Genomic DNA, 19,909 nt, shown 5'->3' with positions numbered 1-19,909 from the left:
GGTTAAAGGAACTTCAGCAGCATCGAGGTGACGTCGGCGGCGGCTTCGAGCGCGGTCCAGTGACCGACGCCCGGCAGCACCTCCACGTTCGCGCCGCCGTGGGCGGCGGCGAGCGCCTCGCTCACGGCGGGTGGGCCGACCTTGTCGTCGGCGCCGGTGATCAGCAGCAGCGGCAACGCGGGGTCGACCGGCCCGGGGTCGGTCGCGGCGGCGAGCGCCTCACAGTTGCGTGCGTAGCCTTCGGCGTCCTGGCGCATCACGAGCTCCCGCACGAACGCCGCCACCTCGGGCTTGTCGCGGCGGGTGGCTTCCGACAGCGCGTTGGCGACGACGGCCGGCGCCACGGCCGCAGTGCCTTCCGCGCGCAGCAGGGCCGCGCGGTCGTGCTGGGCCTGGCGCCCGGCCTCGGGCGGCTCCGCGACGGCGCCGAGCAGCGCCAGCGCGGTCACCTTGTCCCGGTGGCGGGCCGCGAAGCTGCGAGCGACGAGCGTGCCCATCGAGTGCCCGACCACGGCCGCCGACGCGACGCCGACCTGGTCGAGCACCGCGGCCAGGTCGTCGGCGTGCGACTCGATGCCGATGCCCGCACGCAGGCCGGAGCGCCCGGCACCCGCGGAGTCGACGCGGATCACCTGGTGGCTCGCTGCCAGCGCGCCGGCCTGGACCTGGTAGAAGTTGCCGGTGCCGCCGAGGCCGTGCACCATCAGCACGGCGGGACCGCTGCCCTCGACCTCGACCGCGAGGTCCGTTCCGTTGATCTTCATGCGGGCTCCTTTCGGTACGGGTTCAGGCGAGCGGGGCTGAGGCGAGAGGGGCTGAGGCGACACGGGCTGAGGCGACACTGTTGCGCAGCACGCCGAGGCCGGTGATGGTCACCTCCACGATGTCGCCGCTCGCCAGGAACTTCGGCGGGTCGAAGCCGATGCCGACGCCTGCGGGTGTGCCGGTGGCGATGACGTCGCCGGGCAGCAGGGTGATGCCGGCCGAGAGGGTGGCGATCAGCTCGGGGATGTCGAAGATGAGGTCCTTGACCCGGGCGTGCTGGCGGCGTTCGCCGTTGACGGAGGTTTCGAGCTCCAGCGCGGTCACGTCGGGGATCTCGTCGGCGGTCACCGCGTACGGGCCCATCGGGCAGTGCGTGTCGAGCGACTTGCCGAGCAGCCACTGGCGGTGGTCGCGCTGCAGGTCGCGGGCCGTCACGTCGTCGAGGATCGTGTAGCCCCAGACGTGCGCCGCCGCGGCTTCGCGGGTGATCCCGCGGCCGCCGCGGCCGATGATCACTGCGAGTTCACCCTCGTAGTCGAGCTCGGAGGTGAGGCCGGCGTGCGGGTCGATGTCGTCGCCGGGGCCGATCACGGCCGTGGTGGCCTTGGAGAACAGGATCGGCCGGGCAGGCAGGTCTTCCGAGCGGTCCGGGCTGTCGTAGCCGCTGCGGCCGAACTCCGCGGCATGCTCGCGGTAGTTCTTGCCGACGCAGAAGATGTTGCGCCGTGGAGCGGGGAACGGCGGGCGGAGCCGCACGTCGGCGAGGGGTACCGGCGTGCGGTCCGCGGCCTGGTCGGTGAGGATGGTCCCGACCTCGCCCCAGCGTTCGACGGCGCCGAGGAGCGTTCCGCCCGGCACGAGATCGGTGACGTCCCGGACCTCGCTTTCGCCGGTCACGACCCCGACGCGGTCGGCGTCCCCGGTGGAGTTCCCGGCGGAGAAGGTCACCAGCTTCATGTGAGACCAATCTGTACCAATATGAACCAATGCGGACGTGATCGACCGTACGCGTCTCGGCATCCGTTGTCGATATGCAGGACTTGTTCTGGCCATCGCTTCACTCATTGGTCTCGATTGGTCTCAAGTCGTCCGGTAGAGTGCGCCCATGACCACGGTGGAACACGCCCTGCGCGCGCTGCTCGACGAAGGCGCGGCCGACGGCAGCCTCGGCCCGGGCGCCAAGCTGCCCACCGAGCGCGACCTCGTGCAGCGGCTTTCCGCGCCGCGCAGTGCCGTGCGGCGCGCACTGGATTCACTGGAGCGCGACGGGCTCGTGATCCGGCACGTCGGGCGCGGCACGTTCCTCACCGACATCGCGGCGCAGCACGTCGAGCCCGCCCCCGCCGACACGAGCCCGGCCGAGATCATGCAGGTGCGCCAGCTGCTCGAACCGCAGGTCGCGACACTCGCCGCACGGGTGGCCACGCAGGCGGACCTCGACCGGATCGCGGTCGCGCTCGGCGCGGCCGCCGCGGCCGGCGACTTCGAAGGCTTCGAGCGCGCCGACGCCGGGTTGCACCGCGCGATCGCCGTCGCGGCCCACAACGGGTTGCTGATGAACATGTTCGACGTGATGAACACCGCGCGCTCACTGCCGGTGTGGGGCAGCCTCAAGCGGCGAACGTCCACACCGGAGCTACGTTCGTGTTACCACGACGAACACACGTTGATCGTCGAAGCACTGCGCGACCGGGATCCCGTGAGCGCCGGCGAACACATGCGGCGCCATCTCCAACACGTGGCCGACACCCTGCTGGGGCGCGACTGAGCTCTCGCCTGCCTGAGCTTCCGCCTGATCGAGCTTCCACCTGACTGAGTTCCCACGTGACGGAGTTCCCACCTGACGGAGTTCCCACGTGTGAGCCCGTGTTCGCCGGGTACCCGCCTCGTGTTCGAATCCCACCACGAGGAGATGGCGCAATGGTGGCACGGTTCTCCACGGTGGCCGGCGAGCGAGCGAAGGCGTGTACGACAATGGTCGGCAACAACACGCCGGTGTTCTTCGTGAAAGACCCGTTGAAGTTCCAGCACTTCATCCGTTCGCAGAAACGCCGGGCGGACAACAACCTGCGCGACCACGACATGCAGTGGGACTTCTGGACGCTGTCCCCCGAATCGGCGCACCAGGTGACGTGGCTGATGGGCGACCGCGGTATTCCGCGCACGTGGCGGCACATGAACGGTTACAGTTCGCACACTTATCTGTGGGTGAACGAACAAGGCGAACGGTTCTGGGTGAAATAGCACTTCACAACCGATCAGGGCATGGAGTTCTTCAGGTGTGGCCGCACGGCGACTACCCGCTGATCGAGGTCGGCCGCATGACGCTCGACCGCAACCCCACCGACCACCACGCGGAGATCGAACAGGCGGCGTTCGAGCCCAGCAACCTCGTGCCCGGCATCGGGCCGAGCCCCGACCGGATGCTGCTGGGCCGGCTGTTCGCCTACGCCGACGCGCACCGCTACCGCATCGGGCCGAACTACAAGCAGCTGCCGGTGAACGCGTCGAAGTCGCCGGTGCACAGCTACAGCAAGGACGGCGCGATGCGCTACACCAAGGTGTTCGACCCGGTGTACGCGCCGAACTCGAAGGGCGGCCCGAGCGCCGACGTCGAGCGCTACGGCACCCCGGCCGGCTGGCACACCGACGGCGAGATCACGCGCTCGGCCTACGTCGACCACTCTGAGGACGACGACTGGGGCCAGGCGGGCACGATGGTGCGCGAGGTCCTCGACGACGCGGAGCGGGAACGATCGGTTTCCAACGTCGTCGGTCACTTGCTGAACGGGGTGAGTGAGCCGGTGGTGCAACGGGCGTTCGAATATTGGCACAACGTGGACAAGAACCTCGGCGACCGCATCGAGTCCGGTGTGCGCGCGAAGGCCGACGAGAAGGACCCCAAGGCGGCGGAGCAGGGCAACCCGGCCCGCAGTGACATGCAGCGGAAGGCGTGAGTCCGTCCACTTCGGACTGGTCACGGTCACGGGGCCCGGCGGAAAATCTGACGGCGTCCACCGGGCCCGCCGGTAGAGTGCGCGTCCATGGGTCACCTGGAGGTCGCGCACCTCGACTACTCGCTGCCCGACGGGCGGCCACTGCTCGGTGATGTGTCGTTCCGGGTCTCCGACGGTGCCGTCGTCGCGCTGGTCGGCCCCAACGGCGCCGGGAAGACGACGCTGCTGCGCCTGCTCTCCGGTGAGCTGAAGCCGCACGGCGGCACGGTGACGGTGTCCGGCGGGCTGGGCGTGATGGGCCAGTTCGTCGGCTCGGTCCGCGACGAGCGCACCGTGCGAGACCTGTTCGTGTCGGTGTCGCCCGACCGCATCCGCACCGCCGCGGCAGCCGTGGACACGGCCGAGGAGCGGCTGCTGACCGTCGACGACGAGGCCGCGCAGATGAAGTACGCGCAGGCGTTGAGCGACTGGGCGGAGGTGCGCGGCTACGAGTCGGAGACGACCTGGGACGTGTGCACCACGGCCGCGCTCGGCGTGCCATACGAGAAGGCGCAGTGGCGGCTCGTGCGCACGTTGAGCGGGGGCGAGCAGAAGCGGCTCGTGCTGGAGGCGCTGCTGCGCGGCCCGGACGAGGTGCTGCTGCTCGACGAGCCCGACAACTACCTCGACGTGCCCGGCAAACGCTGGCTCGAGGCGCGCCTGGCGGAGACGCGCAAGACGGTGCTGTTCGTCTCGCACGACCGGGAGCTGCTCGCGCGGGCGGCGAAGAAGATCGTGAGCGTGGAGCCCGGGCCGGCCGGCAGCGACGCGTGGGTGCACGGCGGCGGGTTCGCCACCTACCACGAGGCGCGCGACGATCGCTTCGCCCGCTACGAAGAGCTGAAGCGACGCTGGGCCGAGAAGTACGCGCAGCTCAAGAAGCTCGTGCTCGACATGCAGCAGTACGCCGCCCGCAGCGACGAGATGGCGTCCCGCTACAAAGCCGCGAAGACCCGGCTGCGCAAGTTCGAGGAGGCCGGCCCGCCTCCGGAGCCGCCGCGTCGGCAGGACATCCGCATGCGGCTGCGCGGCGGACGCACCGGCCTGCGCGCCGTGACGTGCGAAAACCTGGAGCTCACGGGTCTGATGAAGCCGTTCTCGCTGGAGATCTTCTTCGGCGAACGCGTGGCCGTGCTCGGCTCCAACGGCTCCGGCAAGTCACACTTCCTGCGCCTGCTCGCGGGCGGCGACGTCGCGCACACAGGCCTGTGGAAGACCGGCGCCCGCGTGGTGCCCGGCCACTTCGCCCAGACGCACGCCCACCCGGAGCTCACCGGCCGCACCCTGGTCGACATCCTCTGGACCACCCACGCCAAGGACCGCGGCGGCGCCATGGCCGTGCTGCGGCGCTACGAGCTCGAACGCCAGGGTGACCAGCCGTTCGACCGCCTGTCGGGCGGCCAGCAGGCCCGCTTCCAGATCCTGCTCCTGGAACTCGGCGGCGCCACCGCCCTGCTCCTGGACGAGCCGACGGACAACCTCGACCTCGAATCGGCCGAAGCCCTGCAGGCGGGGTTGGAGGCCTACGAAGGCACCGTCCTCGCGGTCACCCACGACCGCTGGTTCGCGCGCAGCTTCGACCGCTACCTGGTCTTCGGCTCCGACGGCGTGGTGCGCGAAACCGCGGAACCCGTGTGGGACGAACGGCGGGTGGAACGGGCTCGCTGATCAGCGCGGCAGCGGCAGAGCCAGCTCCGCGCGCGTCACCGAGATCGAGCCCAGGGTGTGGGACCACCAGGTCGACGCGAGTTCCTCCAGGAGGAAGCGGCCTTCGACGCGTTCCGGGGACATCGCGGTGACGCTGGGCTCGTCGGGTTCGTCGCGTTCGACGTCGATGCGCAGGCGGGGCGGGTGGGCGGCCAGGCCGAGGCGCAGGGCGCGGAAGGAGGCGCCGTCGCGGGTGGCGTCGGTGACGAGTTCGTCCATGAGCTGCGCGGCGTCGCCGACCACGGGGGCGGGCACGTGGGCCAGCATGGCCCTCAGCGTGACCCGTGCGGCCTCCGCGGTGTCCGGGCCGTTGAACACGGCCGTGGCGGCGCCGGGCGGCCGCGAATCCTCCGTCATGGTGGTGCCCCTCCCCTGTCGGGCGATGATCGAGCGCAGTGCAGGTACCCAGAGCCTGCAGGGTTCAACCGTCCGAGTTAAGACGCGGCCATATGCTGGGACGGACGACCGGAGGTGAGCGGGTGCCCGACAAGCCACGAAGCACCTGGTCAGCCGCGGAAAAGGCCGCTTACCGGGAGTTCGTGCGCACCCACCACCCCGACGCGGGCGGCGACGCGGAGGCGTTCCGGGAGGGGCTGGCGCGGTTCCACCAAGTGGACAAAACGGTGGACAAAACGGTGGACCAACCAGCGGACAAACCGGCCAGGCAGCCCGAGTCCGTGATCTTCGTCGTGCGCAGGCGCGGGCTGACGCGGGTGCTCGCCGCGCTCGCCGCCCACCGCAGGCGCAAGCGGCGGACTCGCGTGCGCTGAATCGAACCGCGCAGACGCCCCCAGGCGCGGTCTCGCCGGCTGTAATACTCAACCGGCGAGACCTGGAGCCTCGGCAGCCGGGCCCTGCCGCCGACGCCATGGGAAGCGGATAGACGCCATTACCACCCCGTAAACATCGATTCCGCGAAAAGTCCACCACCGGCCACAGTGGACGCCTGCGTCACCGCAACGGGCTGCGCGCCCCCTCGAAGGCCGCAGCCGCTCCCAGCAGCACGTCTTCCCGCCACGGCGCCGCGCTCAGCTGCACGCCCACCGGCATGCCGGACGCCGGATGCAGCCCGCCCGGCACGCTCAGCGACGGCCCGCCGTACGCCGACCACGCGTAGGTGAACCGGGCGATCTCCCGCGTCGACGCCGCGAGGTCCACGCCCTCGCGCAGCGGCACGTCCACGGGGATCGTCGGGGTCAGGACCACGTCGACCTCGGTGAACACCGCGTCCACCCGCGCGTGGAACCCGGTGAGCCACTCGCGCGCCGCCGCCGTCCGCGCCGGAGGCACCTCGAGCCCGAGCAGGAGCCGCCGCCGGACGTCGGGGTCGATGCTCTCCGGCGCGTCCCGCAGCCGAGCCGCGTGCACGGCCGCGGCCTCCGGGTACATCACGTCGAGCATCCGCGCCTGCGCCTGCGCGGCCGACGGCACCTCCACCGGCACCACCTGTGCGCCGAGCCCGCGGAACACCTCGACGGCCGCCCGCACCACCTCCGCCACGCCGGGATCGACGCCGACGGCGAAGAACCCGCCCGCCACGCCGATCCGCGGCAGGACACCCGACCCGAGCAGCGCGTGGACCGGCCGCGAGCCCCCTCCGTCGAGCGCCGCCAGCACCGCCGCGGCCGTGCGGACGTCGCGCGCCATCGGCGTCACCGTGTCGAACGACGGGCTCACCGGCAGCACGCCGCGGAGGGAGACCCGGCCGAGCGTCGGCCGTACGCCCACCACCCCGTTCACCGACGCGGGAATCCGGCCCGAACCGCCGGTATCGGTGCCCAGCGACACGTCCGACAGCCCCGCCGCGACGGCCACCGCCGAGCCGCTGCTGGACCCGCCGGCGATGCGCGCCGGGTCCCACGCGTTGAGGCAGTCGCCGAACGCGGCGTTGCGGCCGGTCGCGCCCATCGCGAACTCCGCCAGGTTGTTCTTGCCCACCAAGGCGAACCCGGCCTCGCGCAGCGACCGCACGACGTCGGCGTCGGCCTCGGCCGGGCCGGTGGCGAAGGACGCGGAACCGGCGGTGGTCGGCACGCCCGCGACGTCGATGTTGTCCTTCACCGTCGCAGTCATGCCGCCGGCGGGGCCCGGGAGCACGGTGATGAGGGCGCGCAGCCGCCGCGCGAGCTCGAGCCGGGTCTCCACCGTCAGCCTCCCGTCCGCTGCCCACGCACGCGGGCCGTCGCCTCCTCGTCCAGCGCCAGTGTGCGCGCGTCGAGCACCACGCCGTAGTGCTCGCGGGCGTCGGCGGCCGAGAGGTAGTCGTCGAGCACGTCCTCGCGCACGTCCCGCGCGTCCCGCTCGAACGGGTCGCCGTAGCCGCCGCCGGAGGGCAGCTTGATCTCCAGCGTGTCGCCCGCGGCGCACTTTTCCTGCGTCACCTTGGAGTACAGCAGTTCCTCACGCGCGGTGCCCGCGTTGCGCACGAACGACCCCGCGACGCCGTCGTGCCCGCCCGCGAGACCCCGCGGCGGGTCGGTGCGGTTGTCCGCCTCCGAGCCGATGAACGTGTCGGTGAGCATCTTCCACTTGCGGATGCTGCCGATGCCCCCGCGGTACCGGCCGGGCGCGGGCGGCTCGTCGCGCAGCTCGTAACGCTCGGCGAGCATCGCGTGGTTGAGCTCGAGCTCCTCGATGGGGTTGTTGCGAGTGTTGGCCATCAGCGCATCGACGCAGTCGAGGCCGTCCTTCCCGTTGCGCGCGCCGTAGGAGCCCTCGTTGATCTCGATATAGACCCAGTACGACTGACCGTCCGCGGCCAGGCCGGAGTACGCGATCGCGCACAGCGCCGCCGACGAACCCGCGACGGCCCGGTCCGGCAGCACGTCGGCCAGCGCCAGGTTGATCGAGTCGAAGATCCGGTTGATCTGCGAGAACCGCGCGAAGCACGACGCCGGGAAGTTCGGGTTGAACAGCGTGCCCTCCGGCGCGTACGCCTTCGCGGGGCGGAAGCAGCCGTCGTTCTGCGGCACGAACTCCTCGGTGAGCGCCTCGTCGAGCAGCAGCGTGCGCACGGCGGAGGCGACGGTCGGCAGCACCGAACCCTCGAACGGAACGTTGAACGCCGTCGGCACCTGCTCGTGGGAACCGGTGAGGTCGACGACGATGTCGCTGCCCTCTACCTTCACCGTCACCGCGACCTTGAGCGGGACGTCCCGGTTCTTGCCATCGTCGTCCAAAAAGGACAGCGGGGCTTCGTAGCTGCCGTCGGGGATCTCCTGGATGCGGCGGCGCAGCATGTCCTCGGAGTAGTCCATCCACTTGTCGGCCGCGGACATCACCACGTCGAGGCCGTAGCGCTCCAGCAGCTCGAGGAACCGCTTCTCCCCCAGCCGCGCGCACGCGATGAGTGCTTCGAGGTCGCCAGCGTTCTGCTCCGGGGTGCGCACGTTGTCGAGGATGTGCTGGATGAGGGCCTCGTTGCGCACGCCGCCGTCGTAGATCTTCACGGCGTCCATGAGCTTGCCCTCGGCCCAGACGTCGACCACGTCCATGCACAGGCCGGGGAAGTTGCCGCCGATGTCGGACACGTGCCCGGTGCAGCCCGCGAAGCCGATGTGCTTGCCACCGAAGAAGATCGGGATCATGATCCCGTAGTCCGGCGAGTGCGCAGCGCCGTGGTACGGGTGATTGTGCAGCACCACGTCACCGGGCCGGTAGGTGCCGGCGAGCTTTCGGTTGATCCCGCGGATGTAGGCGGGGATCGAGCCGCAGTGCATCGGCGTGGAGTCCGATTCGCACAGCTCGCGCCCGTTGGCGTCGAAGATGCCGGCGCCGAGGTCCTCCGACTCTCGGATGAGGCTGGAATACGCCATCCGGTAGAGGATCTGGGCCATCTCCTTGGCGATGGAGTTGAGCGCGCCGCCGATCACGCGCAGGGTGATCGGGTCGACGTCGACGGTCGTGAAGTCGCCGGGGGCGACTCCGGCGAGCGAAACGCCGGCGGGGTCCAGAGCGGTCACCGCTGGCCTCCTTCGATGGCTCGGCCGGGCTGGGCCACGGCGGTGTCGATGACGAGGTGGCCCACGCGGTCGACGGTGGCGCGCTGATTGGGGCCGATGATGGTCGTGGAGTCGAACTGCTCGACGATCGCGGGACCTTCGAGCACGTTGCCGGCCTTGAGCAGCGCGCGGTCGTAGACCTTGGTGGGAAACGGCGTGACCTCCCCCGCGCCGGACCAGAACACCGCGTCGGTGGTGGTCTTCACGGCGGCCGACGGGTCAGTGCCGCCCGCCTCGACGTCGGCCAGCGGCACGTGCCCGACCTTGCCGACGGCGGTCACGCGCACGTTCACCAGATGAACGGGTTTGTCGTCGAACCGCTGCAGATATGTTCGTTCGTGAACATCGTGGAACGCGGCCGCCGCCCTGGCCACCCAATCCGCGTCGATCTCGCCGGACGGCGCGGGCACGCGCAGCTCGTAACCCTGGCCGATGTAGCGGCAGTCGAGGCTGCGCTCGATCACCACGTCCTCGGGCGCGAGGCCGTCGGCGCCGAGCTGCTCCACAGCGTGCGCGGTGAGCCGGTCGAACTCCGCGGTGATGCGGTCGGTGTCGGGGTCGGCCGAGGAGGTCCACACCGTCGCCGGGGTCTCGCTGCGGATGTCGGTGGCCAGCAGGCCCATCGCCGACGCGATGCCGGGGTGGTGCGGCACGATCACACGCGGGATGCCGAGCTGCTCGGCGATGTGCCACGCGTACAGCGGCCCGGCGCCGCCCTCGGCGACGAGTGAGAAGTCGCGCGGGTCGTAGCCCTTGCGCACCGAGTGCAAGCTGATCGCCTCGGTCATCGCGTGGGCCGCGATCTGGAAGATGCCGATGGCGGCGTGGCTCACGGACGTGCCGAGCTTCTCGGCGATGTGCTCGTCGATCGCCTTCACCGCGAGCTGCGGTTCGACCTCCATCGTGCCGGACAGGAAGCTGTCGGCGCGCAGCCAGCCCAGCGCGACCATGGCGTCGGTGCTCGTGGGCTCGGTGCCGCCGCGGCCGTAACACGCGGGCCCGGGCGTCGCGCCGGCGCTGCGCGGGCCGACGCGGAACATGCCGCCCTCGTCGATGAACGCGATCGAGCCGCCGCCCGCGCCGATGGTGTCGACCTCGGCCATCGGAACCATGGCGTGGTAATCGCCGATCCGTGTGTCGAGCAGGTGTTTCATGCGCAGCTTGCCGTCGGGGGCCACGCCGATGTCGGCCGAGGTGCCGCCGACGTCGAGCGTGATCACGCTCGGGTAGCCCGAGGCCTCGCCGATCGCGCAGCCTCCGAGCAGCCCGGCGACGACACCGCTGGTGAGCAGCAGCACCGGGTTGTCCACGGCGCCGCGCGCGGTGATCAGGCCGCCGGCCGACGTCATAAGGCCGACCTCGCCTCGCACGCCGGCCGCGCGAGTCGTGTTCGCCAGGTTGTCGACGTAGCGCGAGACCTTGGGGCCGACGAACGCGTTGAGCGCCGTGGTGGAAAAACGCTCGTACTCGCGGTACTGCGGCGCGACCTCGCTGGAGAGCGAGACGAAGACGTCGGGGTACTCCTGCTCGATGATCCGCTTCACCGCCTGCTCGTGGGCGGGGTTGCGGTAGGAGTGCAGGAAGCACACGGCGATGGCCTCCACGCCGTTGTCGCGCAGCACGCGGACCTGCTCGCGCACGGCGTCCTCGTCGAGCGGCACGAGGACCGCGCCGGAGGAGTCGACGCGCTCGGGGACCACGCGGCGGTTGCGGCGGCGCACGAGCTGCCACTTCTGCCACGGCAGATCCTGGTAGGACGAGTAGTTCAGCGGCCGCTTCTTGCGGGCGATGTGCAGGATGTCGCGGAAACCCTCGGTGGTGATGAGACCGACGTCCGCACCGTTGTGCTCCAGCACGATATTCGTGGCGACGGTGGTGCCGTGCAGGAACTGGTCCAGGTCCGACACCGCGATGCCGAGGCGCTCGCTCAGCTGCCGTACCCCGTCCATGGTGGCCACTGCCGGATCGTGCGGGGTGGACGGGACCTTGTGCACCGCGACGGCACCGTCCTCGTCCCAGTACATCAGGTCGGTGAACGTGCCACCGACGTCGACTCCGATGCGTTTCACTGCTGGTCCTCCTTGATCAGCTGATCGGCGGCTGCTTCGGCCAGGGCGAGCACGCGGCGGGCACGGCGGACGACGGCCGCGTCGACCATCCGTCCCGCGACGACGGCGACCCCGGTTTTCTCGGTGTTCTCTGCGTTTTCCAGAGCACGCAGGACTTCCCGCGCGTGCGTGACTTCCTCGGTGGTGGGGACGAGGACCTCGTGGGTGAGGGCGACCTGGGCGGGGTGGACGCACAGGCGGCCGAAGAACCCGGCGCGCTGCTGCGCCAGGGTGTCGGCGCGGAACCCGGCGGGGTCGTCGAGTTCCGCGCTGACGGCGGCGGGTGGTGGGGCGAGGCCGGCCGCGGCCGAGGCCACCACGACCTGGGCCCGCGCCCAGGCGAGCGGTCCGGTGTTTTCGGTGCGGCTGGGGGCGGCGGTGCCGAGCTCCGCGGCGAGGTCGTACTCGCCCAGCCCGAGCCGCGTCACGGCCGGGTGGCGGGCGAGGTCGGGCAGCTCTTGCAGTCCGTTCGCCGTCTCCACCAGGGCGAAGACGGCGGCGTCGGTGCGGGCGGTGACTTCGGCGATGCCCGCGAGCTCGGCTTTCGGCAGGACGACACCGGCGATGCCCAGCTTGGTGACGGCGTCGAGGTCGGCTTCGAGGTGCTGGTCGTTGTTGATCCGCACCCACGTCCGCGGCGCGAGGTCCGGCCGTTCCCGCAGCCACGCGGCGACCGCCGTCCGGGCGGCGGCTTTCGCTTGCGGCACAACGGCGTCCTCCAGGTCGGCGATCACCACGTCGGCCACCGCGGCCGCCTTCGTGAGGCGGTCGGGGCGGTCGCCTGGGCAGAAGAGCCCGCTGCGGGTCACCATCCGACCCGGCCCTTCCCCGCGATGAGCGACTTCGCGATGACGGTGCGCATCACGTCGCTGGTGCCCTCGCCGATCGTCATGAGGATCGAGTCGCGGTAGAGGCGTTCGATTTCGAACTCCGTGGAGTAGGAATAACCACCGTGCACCCGCATGGAGTCCTGCGCGGCCTGCAGGGCGACCTCCGAAGCGAACAGCTTGGCCATACCCGTCTGCAGGTCAGAGCGTTCGCCGCGGTCCAAAGAGGACGCCGACCAGTAGGTGAGCAGCCGCGCGGCCTGCAGCTGCGTCGCCATCTCCGCGATGCGGATCTGCGTGGCCTGGAACTCGGCGATCGGCTTGCCGAACGCCTTGCGCTGCGAGGAGTACGCGAGGGCCTCGTCGTAGGCGCGCTGGGCGATGCCGAGGCTGCGGCCGGCGATGTTGAGGCGGCCGACCTCCAGCGCCGAGAGCACCTGCTGCAACCCGCGTCCTTCAACGCCGCCGAGCAGGTTCGCCGCCGGCACCCGGACCTCGTCGAGCACGACCTCGCACGATTCGGTGCCCTTGTAGCCGAGCTTCGGGATGTCGCGCGTGACCTGGAAACCCGGTGAGTCCGCGTCGACGAGCAGCACGCTCATGCCCTTGTGCGCCGGTGTCGTCGTGCGGTCGGTTTTCACGAGCACAGGCAACGGGTCGGCGTGGCGGGCGTTGGTGATCCACATCTTGGTTCCGCTGACCACGTAGCTGTCGCCGTCGCGGGTGGCGGTGGTGCGGATGCCCTGCAGGTCGGTGCCGGCGTCGGGCTCGGTGAGCGCGATGCCGGTGCGGCGCTGCCCCGTGGCGAGCTCGGGCAGGTAGCGCTGCTTCTGCTCGGCGGTGCCGTGGTGGGCGAGCATCCAGCACGCGAGCGAGTGGCTGCCCAGGATGCCCGCGATGCCCATCCAGCCGCGCGAGATCTCCTCGAACATCAGGGTGAACGAGACGAAGTCGGCCTCGCCACCGCCGTACTCGTCGGGGATCATCAGCCCGAACAGGCCGAGGTCGGCCATCTTCGCCACGATCTCGGCCGGGTAGCGGCCTTCGTGTTCCCAGTCGCGGGCGACGGGCACGATCTCCGCGTCGACGAAGCCGCGCAGGATCGTGCGGAACTGCTCCTGGTCGGGGCTCAGCGTGAAATCCACGACGCGCTCCTGTCCGTTCCGAAAGCGCCCCGGCTCGCGAGCGCTTGGTAGTCCGCTTCGGACGTGCCGAGCAGCTCGCCGAGCACCGCGGCGGTGTGTTCGCCCAGCAACGGCGCGCGGTGGTGGTCTTGTCGTGGTTCCCCGACCCGCACCGGCGAGGCGACCTGGTGTACGGAACCGAACCTCGGGTGTTCGGTTGTCACCAAAAGACCGCGGGCCACGGTGTGTTCTTCCACCAAAGCCTGCGGGATGGTGTTGATCGGCGCACACGGCACACCGGCGGGTTCGAGCACGGACAGCCACTCGGCCGTCGTGCGCGTGAGGAGCTCCTTCTCCAGGTGCCCCAGGCATTCCGCCGAGTTCGCGTAGCGGCCGGCGGGAGTCGAGAACCGTTCGTCGGCGGCCCACGCCGGGGAGCCGACTGCCGTCACGAGACGGTCCCAGAACTTCTGCTTCGCGCAGCCGATGACGACCCACGAGTCGGCCGTCTCGAAGTTCTGGAACGGCACGAGGCTCGGGTGCGCGGAGTGGTGCGTGCGCCCGGGTTCGAAGCCGCGGTTGAGGTGCCAGGTCGCGAGGTAGGTGAGCATGCCGACCGCGGTGTCGTAGAGGCTCACGTCGCAGTCGGTGCCGACGCCGTCGCGGCGGGCGGCATGGATGGCTGTGACCATCGAGAGCGCGGCCACGATCCCGCCGGTGTAGTCCACCATGGACAGTCCCGACTTGGTGGGCGGGCCGTCCGGCTCACCCGTCACGGACATCCAGCCGGCGAGGCCCTGCAGCAGGTAGTCGTACCCGGGCTGGGCGCTACGCGGGCCGGTCATGCCGTAGCCCGAGAGCGAGCAGCAGACGATGGCCGGGTTGAGGTGCTTGAGGTCCTCGTAGCGGATGCGCATCTTGGCCGGCACGTCGCCGCGCAGGTTGGAGTACACGGCGTCGCTGACCTTCACGAGCTCCTCGAAGACCTCGCGGCCCGCGGGGTCGGTGAGATCGAGGACCACGGACCGCTTGTTGCGGTTGAAGGCCTCGAAGAAGAGCGAATCGCCGTCCTCTGCGTAGGGCGGGGTGTGGCGGCCGACGTCGCCGCCGGTGCCGGGGTCCTCGATCTTCACGATCTCGGCGCCGAGGTCGGCCAGATGCACGGAGCCGAACGGGCCGGCGCCGTACTGCTCCACGGCGAGCACCCGGACGTCGGCGAGCGGCAGGGGGCGGGTCATGCGCGGTCCCCCAGCGTCAGCGGGCCGGTCTTCGCGGCGGGGAACGAGTCGATGGCACCGGCCTCGGATCGCTTGTACACCAGCACAGTGCGGTCGAACGACAGGCATTCGTCGCCGTCGCCGTTGAGCCCGCGGGTGTGCACGGACACGAGCCCCGCGTACGGCTTCGAGGCCGACTCGCGCTTCGCGGTGCAGATCGACTCGCCGTAGAGCGTGTCGCCGATGAAAACCGGGTGTGTCAGCCGCACGTCGGTCATCGCGAGGTTCGCAATCGCCCGCTGGCTGATGTCGGAGACGCTCTGGCCCAGCAGCATCGCGATCGTGAGCCCCGAGTTGACCAGGATCCGGCCGAACGGCGTGCGCTCGGCGTAGTGCGCGTCGAAGTGCGCGGGGTGGGTGTTCATGGTGAGCAAGGTGAACCACGTGTTGTCCGCTTCGCTGATCGTGCGACCCAGCGGGTGGCGGTAGACGTCGCCCACGGCGAAGTCCTCGTAGTAGCGCCCTTGCCGGCCGTCGTGCACCGTCAAAACGGCACCTCCGGGGAGTCGGCGGGTGGGAATCTGCGCTGAAGTATGCGCATCGGACCTGCAGTTGGCAATACCTCAGACATTTAAATCGCGCAGCTGGTGCCGCACTCGTTCCCGATGTCCTACGCTTCGGGGACCAAGCTTTTCGAACCGAGGGGGAACCGATGAGCGAGACCGCCGGCACGCAGGCCGGCCTGCGGGTGCGCCGGGTTCAGGCCGCGTACCGCCAGGTGGCCGACCAGCTCAAGGACCAGATCCTCACCGGGGAGCTGACCGCCGGCACGCGGCTGCCCAACGAGGCCGAGCTGGCCCGGCTGTTCGGGGTCAGCCGCAGCACCGTGCGCGAGGCGCTGCGACTGCTCGCGAGCCAGCACCTGGTGGACACCACCCGCGGCGCGACCGGCGGGACGTTCGTGTCGAGCCCGGACGCGCTGAGCGTCGCCGAGAACCTGGGCGGTGCGCTGGGGCTGCTGGTGAACGCGCAGGGCATGAGCGTGGAAAACCTGCTCGAGGCGCGGCTGATCCTCGAGCCGCTGGCCGCGCGGCTGGCGGCTTCGCGGGCCGATGCCGCGGGACTGGAGACATTGGCGGGGGCGACGGCGAGCACGTCGGCGCTGGCCCCGTCGAGCGGGTTCGTCGTGCACTGGGACTTCCACACGACGCTGGTCGCCATCACCGGCAACCCGCTGCTGCACCTGATGTGCCGCCCGATCAACGACGTGCTGCGTGGCCGGCTGCACCGCGACCGCGTCCCGCGTGAGGTGTGGGACCAGGTCGATGCCGACCACGTCGACATCCACCGCGCCGTGGCCGACGGCGACGCCGACGCGGCCGAGCGGCTCACGCGCGAGCACTTGCACAGCCTGCGGCCGTTGTACGAAAAGATGGAAGACTAAACGTCCGACATATGCCTTGCGGTGGCGTGGCGGGCCCTGCACACTGCTGGGCATGCACCCGACCACCACGCTCGCCGGCCGGCTCGGGGAGTTCGCCGCCGGCATCCGGTTCGAAGACCTGCCCACCGCCGTCGTCGAGCAGGCGCGCCACCTCGCGCTCGACGCGGTGGGGCTCGCGTTCTGCGCCGCGGACGAACCGTTCGCACACCGGGCCCGCGAGGCGTTCACACTGCTCGGCTCCGGTGACCAGCCCGTGCTCGCCGTCGGCGACCGCCTGCCGGCGCGCGACGCCGCAATGCTGGGCGGGATCCTCGTACACGGCCACGACTTCGACGACACGCACATCGGCTCGATCGTGCACGTGTCGGCGTCGGCGTTGCCCGCTTCGCTGGCCGCCGCGATCGCGGCCGGGCGGACGACGCGGGAGCTGCTGGTGGCATACGTGCTGGCGATCGAGGTGAGCGCCCGCGTGGGGCTGGCGGCGCACGGCGGGTTTCACGACGCGGGCTTCCACCCGACCGGCGTCGCCGGCGCGTTCGGCTCCGCGGTGGCCGCGGCGAAGCTCGGTGGCCTCGACGCCGCCGGGATCGCGGGCGCGCAGGAAATCGTGGGCTCGATGGCGTCGGGGATCCTGGAGTTCCTGGAAGACGGCGCGTGGACGAAACGCCTGCACCCGGGCTGGGCCGCGGCTTCGGGTCTGACGGCGGCGGCGTTCGCCCGCGCGGGCTGGCCGGGGCCGGGCCGGGTTTACGAGGGCCGGTACGGGCTCTATGCCACGCACCTGGGTAGTCGAGCCTGGGACCCCGACGCGCTGACCGCTGACCTCGGCTCCCGCTGGGAACTGCTCACGACGGGTGTGAAGCCGTACCCGAGCTGCCACTTCAGCCACGGCTTCGCCGACGCGTTGCTGACCCTGCGCGCGGACGAGGGTTTCACGGCCGACGACGTCGAGCACATCCGCTGCCTCATCCACCCCACCGCCGCGGCGGCCGTCTTCGAGCCCGCGGAACGCAAACGCCGCCCTCGCGACCTGTACGACGCGAAGTTCAGCGTGCCGTACATCGCGGGCGCCTGCCTGACCCGCGGCCGCCTCACCTTGGCGGAGTTCACGGAGGACTCACTCGCCGACCCCGCCATCCACGCGGTCGCCGACCGGGTGGACTTCGCGGACGACCCGGAATCGCGGTTTCCGGAGGCCTATTCGGCCGCGGTGGAGGTAACACTGCGGGACGGCCGCCGGTTGTTCCGGCGCGAGCACGTGAACCGCGGTCATGCCGAGCGGCCACTGTCCGTCGAGGACATCTCGGCCAAGTACGCGGCGAACATGGCCCTGGTCGTCGACGAGGCCACTGCCGCGCGGGTTCGCTCCGCCGTTTTGGCCCTGGGCACCGACGACACGACCACGGCGCTGGAGTTCGGGGAGGCTTGCTCTCGGGTGGCGTGAGGGCGGTCAGTCCACGCGGGTGACTCGGGCGTAAATCTGGTGGTTTTCGTGCCGGTGCCCGAGCACTTCGCCAGTGACGCGGGCAGAAAGAAGCGGAAGCTCACCACCGCCGGGAAGAGCGGTGACTTCGGCCAGCCCGAGGGCGCCCGGCACCTCGTCGACCGCGAAAAACACGCCGAAGGGCTGACGCGCGATGACCGAGCCGGTGATCCGGGCACCGACGGGCAGTCGCACGACAGCGACATCCCACGTGAGGCGCGCCCGCTCCGCCAGGCGGTCGCCGTGCTCCGGCCACGAATAGTCGCTCACGAGCACAGTATGACCGGCACATCGCGGTGATCGCGTAAGCGTCCGCGCACGGTCAGAGACCGCCTCCCAGATAGTGTTGACTGATACTATCTCACTAGATACCAATCTGGGACGGGGAGGCAGGGTCATGGACGTCTACGAGGCAGTCACGAGCCGGCGGGCCGTGCGCGGGTTCACGGACGAGCCGGTGGCACCGGAGGTGCTTCGGCGGGTGCTGGCGGCGGCCGCGGCGGCGCCGTCCGGGTCGAACCTGCAGCCGTGGCGCGTGTATGTGGTGACGGGGGCGCCGCTGGCGGAGCTGAAGAAGCGCGCCGGCGAGCGGATCGCGGCCGGGGACCCGTGGGACGAGGCCCAGTACGAGCAGTACCCGGCCACGCTGAAGTCGCCGTATGCCGAGCGTCGCGCCGCGTTCGGCAAGCAGCGCTACGGCGCGCTCGGCATCTCCCGCGAGGACGTCGAGGCGAGCCAGCGCGCCGCCGCGGCGAACTGGGACTGCTTCGGCGCCCCGGCCGCCCTGTTCTGCTACCTCGACCCCACCCTGGGCCGGCCCCAGTGGTCCGACGCCGGGATGTACCTGCAGACCGTCATGCTGCTGCTGCGCGCCGAAGGCCTGCACAGCTGCCCGCAGATGGCGTGGGCGAAGTTCCCCAGGACCGTGGCCGAGATCGTCTCGCCGCCGGAGGACCTCATCCTGTTCTGCGGGATGTCCATCGGCCGCGAAGACACGTCCGTCGACCTCGGCCGCACGGGCCGGGCGCCGCTCGAGGAGACGGTGACGTTCGTCGAAGGGTGAGGCGGCGGCAACAATCTCACCTTCGCCGTGTGGTGCCGCAGCCGCGCGGGTTCGCGACGATGGCGCTCGGAAGAGACACGTCCACAAGACTGGCTCGGATTGAGAGCCGGACGAGGAGCGACGGTGATTCGGTCACTGAAACGAGCCCGGCTCCGTAGAAGACTTACCCTCGCACTGATCGCGGGTGTCGTGGCCGCGGGCTGTTCGTCCCCCGCCCAGGCGCCGCCGGAACCGGATGTCTCGGCGGTGGACGGCCCGGTGGCTCAGCAGCTGAAGAGCTCGGTCACCGACGCCGGAGCCGTCGTCCACCTCGCGGCGCTGCAGAAGATCGCCGACGAGAACGGGGGCAATCGGGCTTCGCCGGGGCCCGGTTACGACGCGAGCGTCGACTACGTCGCCGCCACCCTCCGCGCCTCCGGCTACGACGTGAGCACGCCGACCTACGAGGCGCCCGGGAGGCGCGGTCGCGAGGGGGCCACGGTGCGCAACGTCGTCACGCAGACCCGCACCGGCGACCCGGACCACGTGGTGGTGATCGGGGCGCACCTGGACTCGGTGAACGACGGCCCGGGCATCGTCGACAACGGCTCCGGCGTCGCGACCCTGCTGGAGATCGCGAGCCGCCTGGGGCCCTCCGCGCAGCTGCGCAACGCGGTCCGGTTCACGTTCTTCGGCTCCGAAGAGGATGGTTCCCAAGGCTCGAAAGCCTACGTGCGCGGCCTTTCCGCCGACGATCGCGACAAGATCATGCTCTACCTGAACGTGGACATGGTGGCCTCGCCCAACGGCGGCTACTTCGCCCAGGGCGGGGTGGGCGACGACGAGTCCGCCACCGGCCCGCCCGGCTCGGCCACCGTCGCCGCCGTCCTCGCCGGCCAGCTGGCGAAGACGGGGGTGCGACCGGAGATCATCAAGTTCGTCGGCGACGACGAATCGGCGTTCATCGACGCCGCCATTCCTTCCGGTGGCGCGGAAAACGGCGACCACAAGGAAAAGTCCACGGCGCAGGCCCAGGCCTGGGGCGGGGCGGCCGACGAACGGTACGACCCGTGCTACCACCAGGCCTGCGACCGTCTCGACAACGTCAACCGCGTGGTCCTGAGCCACTACCTCTCCGCTCTCGCCGGGACGGTCGCCCACTTCGCGACCACGGACGCGCCAATACTCAGGTGAG

At 70.7% G+C, this 19,909-nt stretch carries 18 protein-coding genes and 1 pseudogene; 8 read left to right on the top strand and 11 right to left on the bottom strand.

Annotated features, from left to right (window positions below; translation table 11 throughout):
* Nucleotides 1-2: 2 nt before the first annotated feature.
* Together K1T34_RS35715 and K1T34_RS35710 are read right to left on the bottom strand one after the other, a co-directional pair.
* Nucleotides 3-764 carry an alpha/beta fold hydrolase gene (locus tag K1T34_RS35715; RefSeq protein ID WP_220239129.1) on the bottom strand — a complete coding sequence of 254 codons (762 nt, stop codon included), beginning with the start codon at nt 762-764 and terminating at the stop codon, nt 3-5.
* 22 nt (nt 765-786) lie between these two features.
* Nucleotides 787-1,722 carry a fumarylacetoacetate hydrolase family protein gene (locus K1T34_RS35710; RefSeq protein WP_220239128.1) on the bottom strand — a complete coding sequence of 312 codons (936 nt, stop codon included), beginning with the start codon at nt 1,720-1,722 and terminating at the stop codon, nt 787-789.
* Between the two features lie 148 nt (nt 1,723-1,870).
* Between K1T34_RS35710 and K1T34_RS35705 the strand changes: the two genes are divergently transcribed.
* The 3 genes and pseudogenes from K1T34_RS35705 to K1T34_RS35695 all read left to right on the top strand — a co-directional run bounded on the left by K1T34_RS35705 (nt 1,871) and on the right by K1T34_RS35695 (nt 5,429).
* Nucleotides 1,871-2,533, top strand: coding sequence for a FadR/GntR family transcriptional regulator (locus K1T34_RS35705; protein WP_220239127.1), 663 nt, complete (start codon nt 1,871-1,873; stop codon nt 2,531-2,533).
* Nucleotides 2,534-2,688: 155 nt separating this feature from the next.
* Nucleotides 2,689-3,722: pseudogene (locus tag K1T34_RS35700) on the top strand (catalase); the annotation flags it as partial.
* A gap of 87 nt (nt 3,723-3,809) precedes the next feature.
* Nucleotides 3,810-5,429, top strand: coding sequence for an ABC-F family ATP-binding cassette domain-containing protein (locus K1T34_RS35695; protein ID WP_220239126.1), 1,620 nt, complete (start codon nt 3,810-3,812; stop codon nt 5,427-5,429).
* Here the strand turns inward: K1T34_RS35695 and K1T34_RS35690 are convergent, their stop codons facing one another.
* The gene (locus K1T34_RS35690) at nt 5,430-5,825 is read right to left on the bottom strand and encodes a hypothetical protein (protein WP_220239125.1); all 396 of its coding nucleotides are present in this window, start codon (nt 5,823-5,825) and stop codon (nt 5,430-5,432) included. It lies immediately after the preceding gene.
* 122 nt (nt 5,826-5,947) lie between these two features.
* On the opposite strand from K1T34_RS35690, the gene K1T34_RS35685 reads away from it, so the two are divergent.
* On the top strand, nt 5,948-6,238 hold the full coding sequence (locus tag K1T34_RS35685; RefSeq protein ID WP_220239124.1) for a hypothetical protein: 291 nt from the start codon (nt 5,948-5,950) through the stop codon (nt 6,236-6,238).
* A gap of 181 nt (nt 6,239-6,419) precedes the next feature.
* Here K1T34_RS35685 and K1T34_RS35680 read toward each other — a convergent pair whose 3' ends face one another.
* From K1T34_RS35680 to K1T34_RS35650, 7 genes are read right to left on the bottom strand one after another with little or no spacing between them, the layout of a single operon-like run.
* Complete coding sequence (locus K1T34_RS35680) at nt 6,420-7,613, bottom strand: amidase (protein WP_220239123.1); 1,194 nt, start codon at nt 7,611-7,613, stop codon at nt 6,420-6,422.
* 2 nt (nt 7,614-7,615) lie between these two features.
* A complete protein-coding gene (locus K1T34_RS35675) occupies nt 7,616-9,430 on the bottom strand; it encodes a hydantoinase B/oxoprolinase family protein (protein ID WP_220239122.1) in 1,815 nt (604 codons plus the stop codon).
* Complete coding sequence (locus K1T34_RS35670) at nt 9,427-11,538, bottom strand: hydantoinase/oxoprolinase family protein (RefSeq protein WP_220239121.1); 2,112 nt, start codon at nt 11,536-11,538, stop codon at nt 9,427-9,429. Before K1T34_RS35670 ends, K1T34_RS35675 begins: the two co-directional genes overlap by 4 nt.
* Nucleotides 11,535-12,389 carry a CoA ester lyase gene (locus tag K1T34_RS35665; RefSeq protein ID WP_220239120.1) on the bottom strand — a complete coding sequence of 285 codons (855 nt, stop codon included), beginning with the start codon at nt 12,387-12,389 and terminating at the stop codon, nt 11,535-11,537. The genes K1T34_RS35670 and K1T34_RS35665 overlap by 4 nt, the downstream gene beginning before the upstream one ends.
* Nucleotides 12,383-13,549 carry an acyl-CoA dehydrogenase family protein gene (locus K1T34_RS35660; protein ID WP_220239119.1) on the bottom strand — a complete coding sequence of 389 codons (1,167 nt, stop codon included), beginning with the start codon at nt 13,547-13,549 and terminating at the stop codon, nt 12,383-12,385. Before K1T34_RS35660 ends, K1T34_RS35665 begins: the two co-directional genes overlap by 7 nt.
* Nucleotides 13,534-14,766, bottom strand: coding sequence for a CaiB/BaiF CoA-transferase family protein (locus tag K1T34_RS35655; protein ID WP_220239118.1), 1,233 nt, complete (start codon nt 14,764-14,766; stop codon nt 13,534-13,536). Before K1T34_RS35655 ends, K1T34_RS35660 begins: the two co-directional genes overlap by 16 nt.
* The gene (locus tag K1T34_RS35650; RefSeq protein WP_354872803.1) at nt 14,763-15,287 is read right to left on the bottom strand and encodes a MaoC family dehydratase; all 525 of its coding nucleotides are present in this window, start codon (nt 15,285-15,287) and stop codon (nt 14,763-14,765) included. Before K1T34_RS35650 ends, K1T34_RS35655 begins: the two co-directional genes overlap by 4 nt.
* Nucleotides 15,288-15,457: 170 nt before the next feature.
* Between K1T34_RS35650 and K1T34_RS35645 the strand changes: the two genes are divergently transcribed.
* Together K1T34_RS35645 and K1T34_RS35640 are read left to right on the top strand one after the other, a co-directional pair.
* A complete protein-coding gene (locus K1T34_RS35645) occupies nt 15,458-16,189 on the top strand; it encodes a FadR/GntR family transcriptional regulator (RefSeq protein WP_220239116.1) in 732 nt (243 codons plus the stop codon).
* 52 nt (nt 16,190-16,241) lie between these two features.
* A complete protein-coding gene (locus K1T34_RS35640; protein WP_220239115.1) occupies nt 16,242-17,633 on the top strand; it encodes an MmgE/PrpD family protein in 1,392 nt (463 codons plus the stop codon).
* A 6-nt stretch (nt 17,634-17,639) separates the two neighbouring features.
* Here the strand turns inward: K1T34_RS35640 and K1T34_RS35635 are convergent, their stop codons facing one another.
* Nucleotides 17,640-17,942 carry a hypothetical protein gene (locus tag K1T34_RS35635; protein WP_220239114.1) on the bottom strand — a complete coding sequence of 101 codons (303 nt, stop codon included), beginning with the start codon at nt 17,940-17,942 and terminating at the stop codon, nt 17,640-17,642.
* Nucleotides 17,943-18,069: 127 nt separating this feature from the next.
* Here K1T34_RS35635 and K1T34_RS35630 point away from each other — a divergent pair, with 127 nt between their 5' ends.
* Together K1T34_RS35630 and K1T34_RS35625 are read left to right on the top strand one after the other, a co-directional pair.
* On the top strand, nt 18,070-18,735 hold the full coding sequence (locus K1T34_RS35630) for a nitroreductase (protein WP_220239113.1): 666 nt from the start codon (nt 18,070-18,072) through the stop codon (nt 18,733-18,735).
* A 258-nt stretch (nt 18,736-18,993) separates the two neighbouring features.
* Nucleotides 18,994-19,908, top strand: a complete 915-nt coding sequence (locus K1T34_RS35625; protein ID WP_255637789.1) for a M20/M25/M40 family metallo-hydrolase — start codon at nt 18,994-18,996, stop codon at nt 19,906-19,908.
* The last annotated feature ends 1 nt before the right edge of the window (nt 19,909 follow it).

The sequence above is a fragment of the Amycolatopsis sp. DSM 110486 genome, assembly GCF_019468465.1.
Classification (GTDB): domain Bacteria; phylum Actinomycetota; class Actinomycetes; order Mycobacteriales; family Pseudonocardiaceae; genus Amycolatopsis.
Note: the sequence above shows the minus strand (reverse complement) of the source record. Positions and strands in the feature narration are given on the sequence as shown.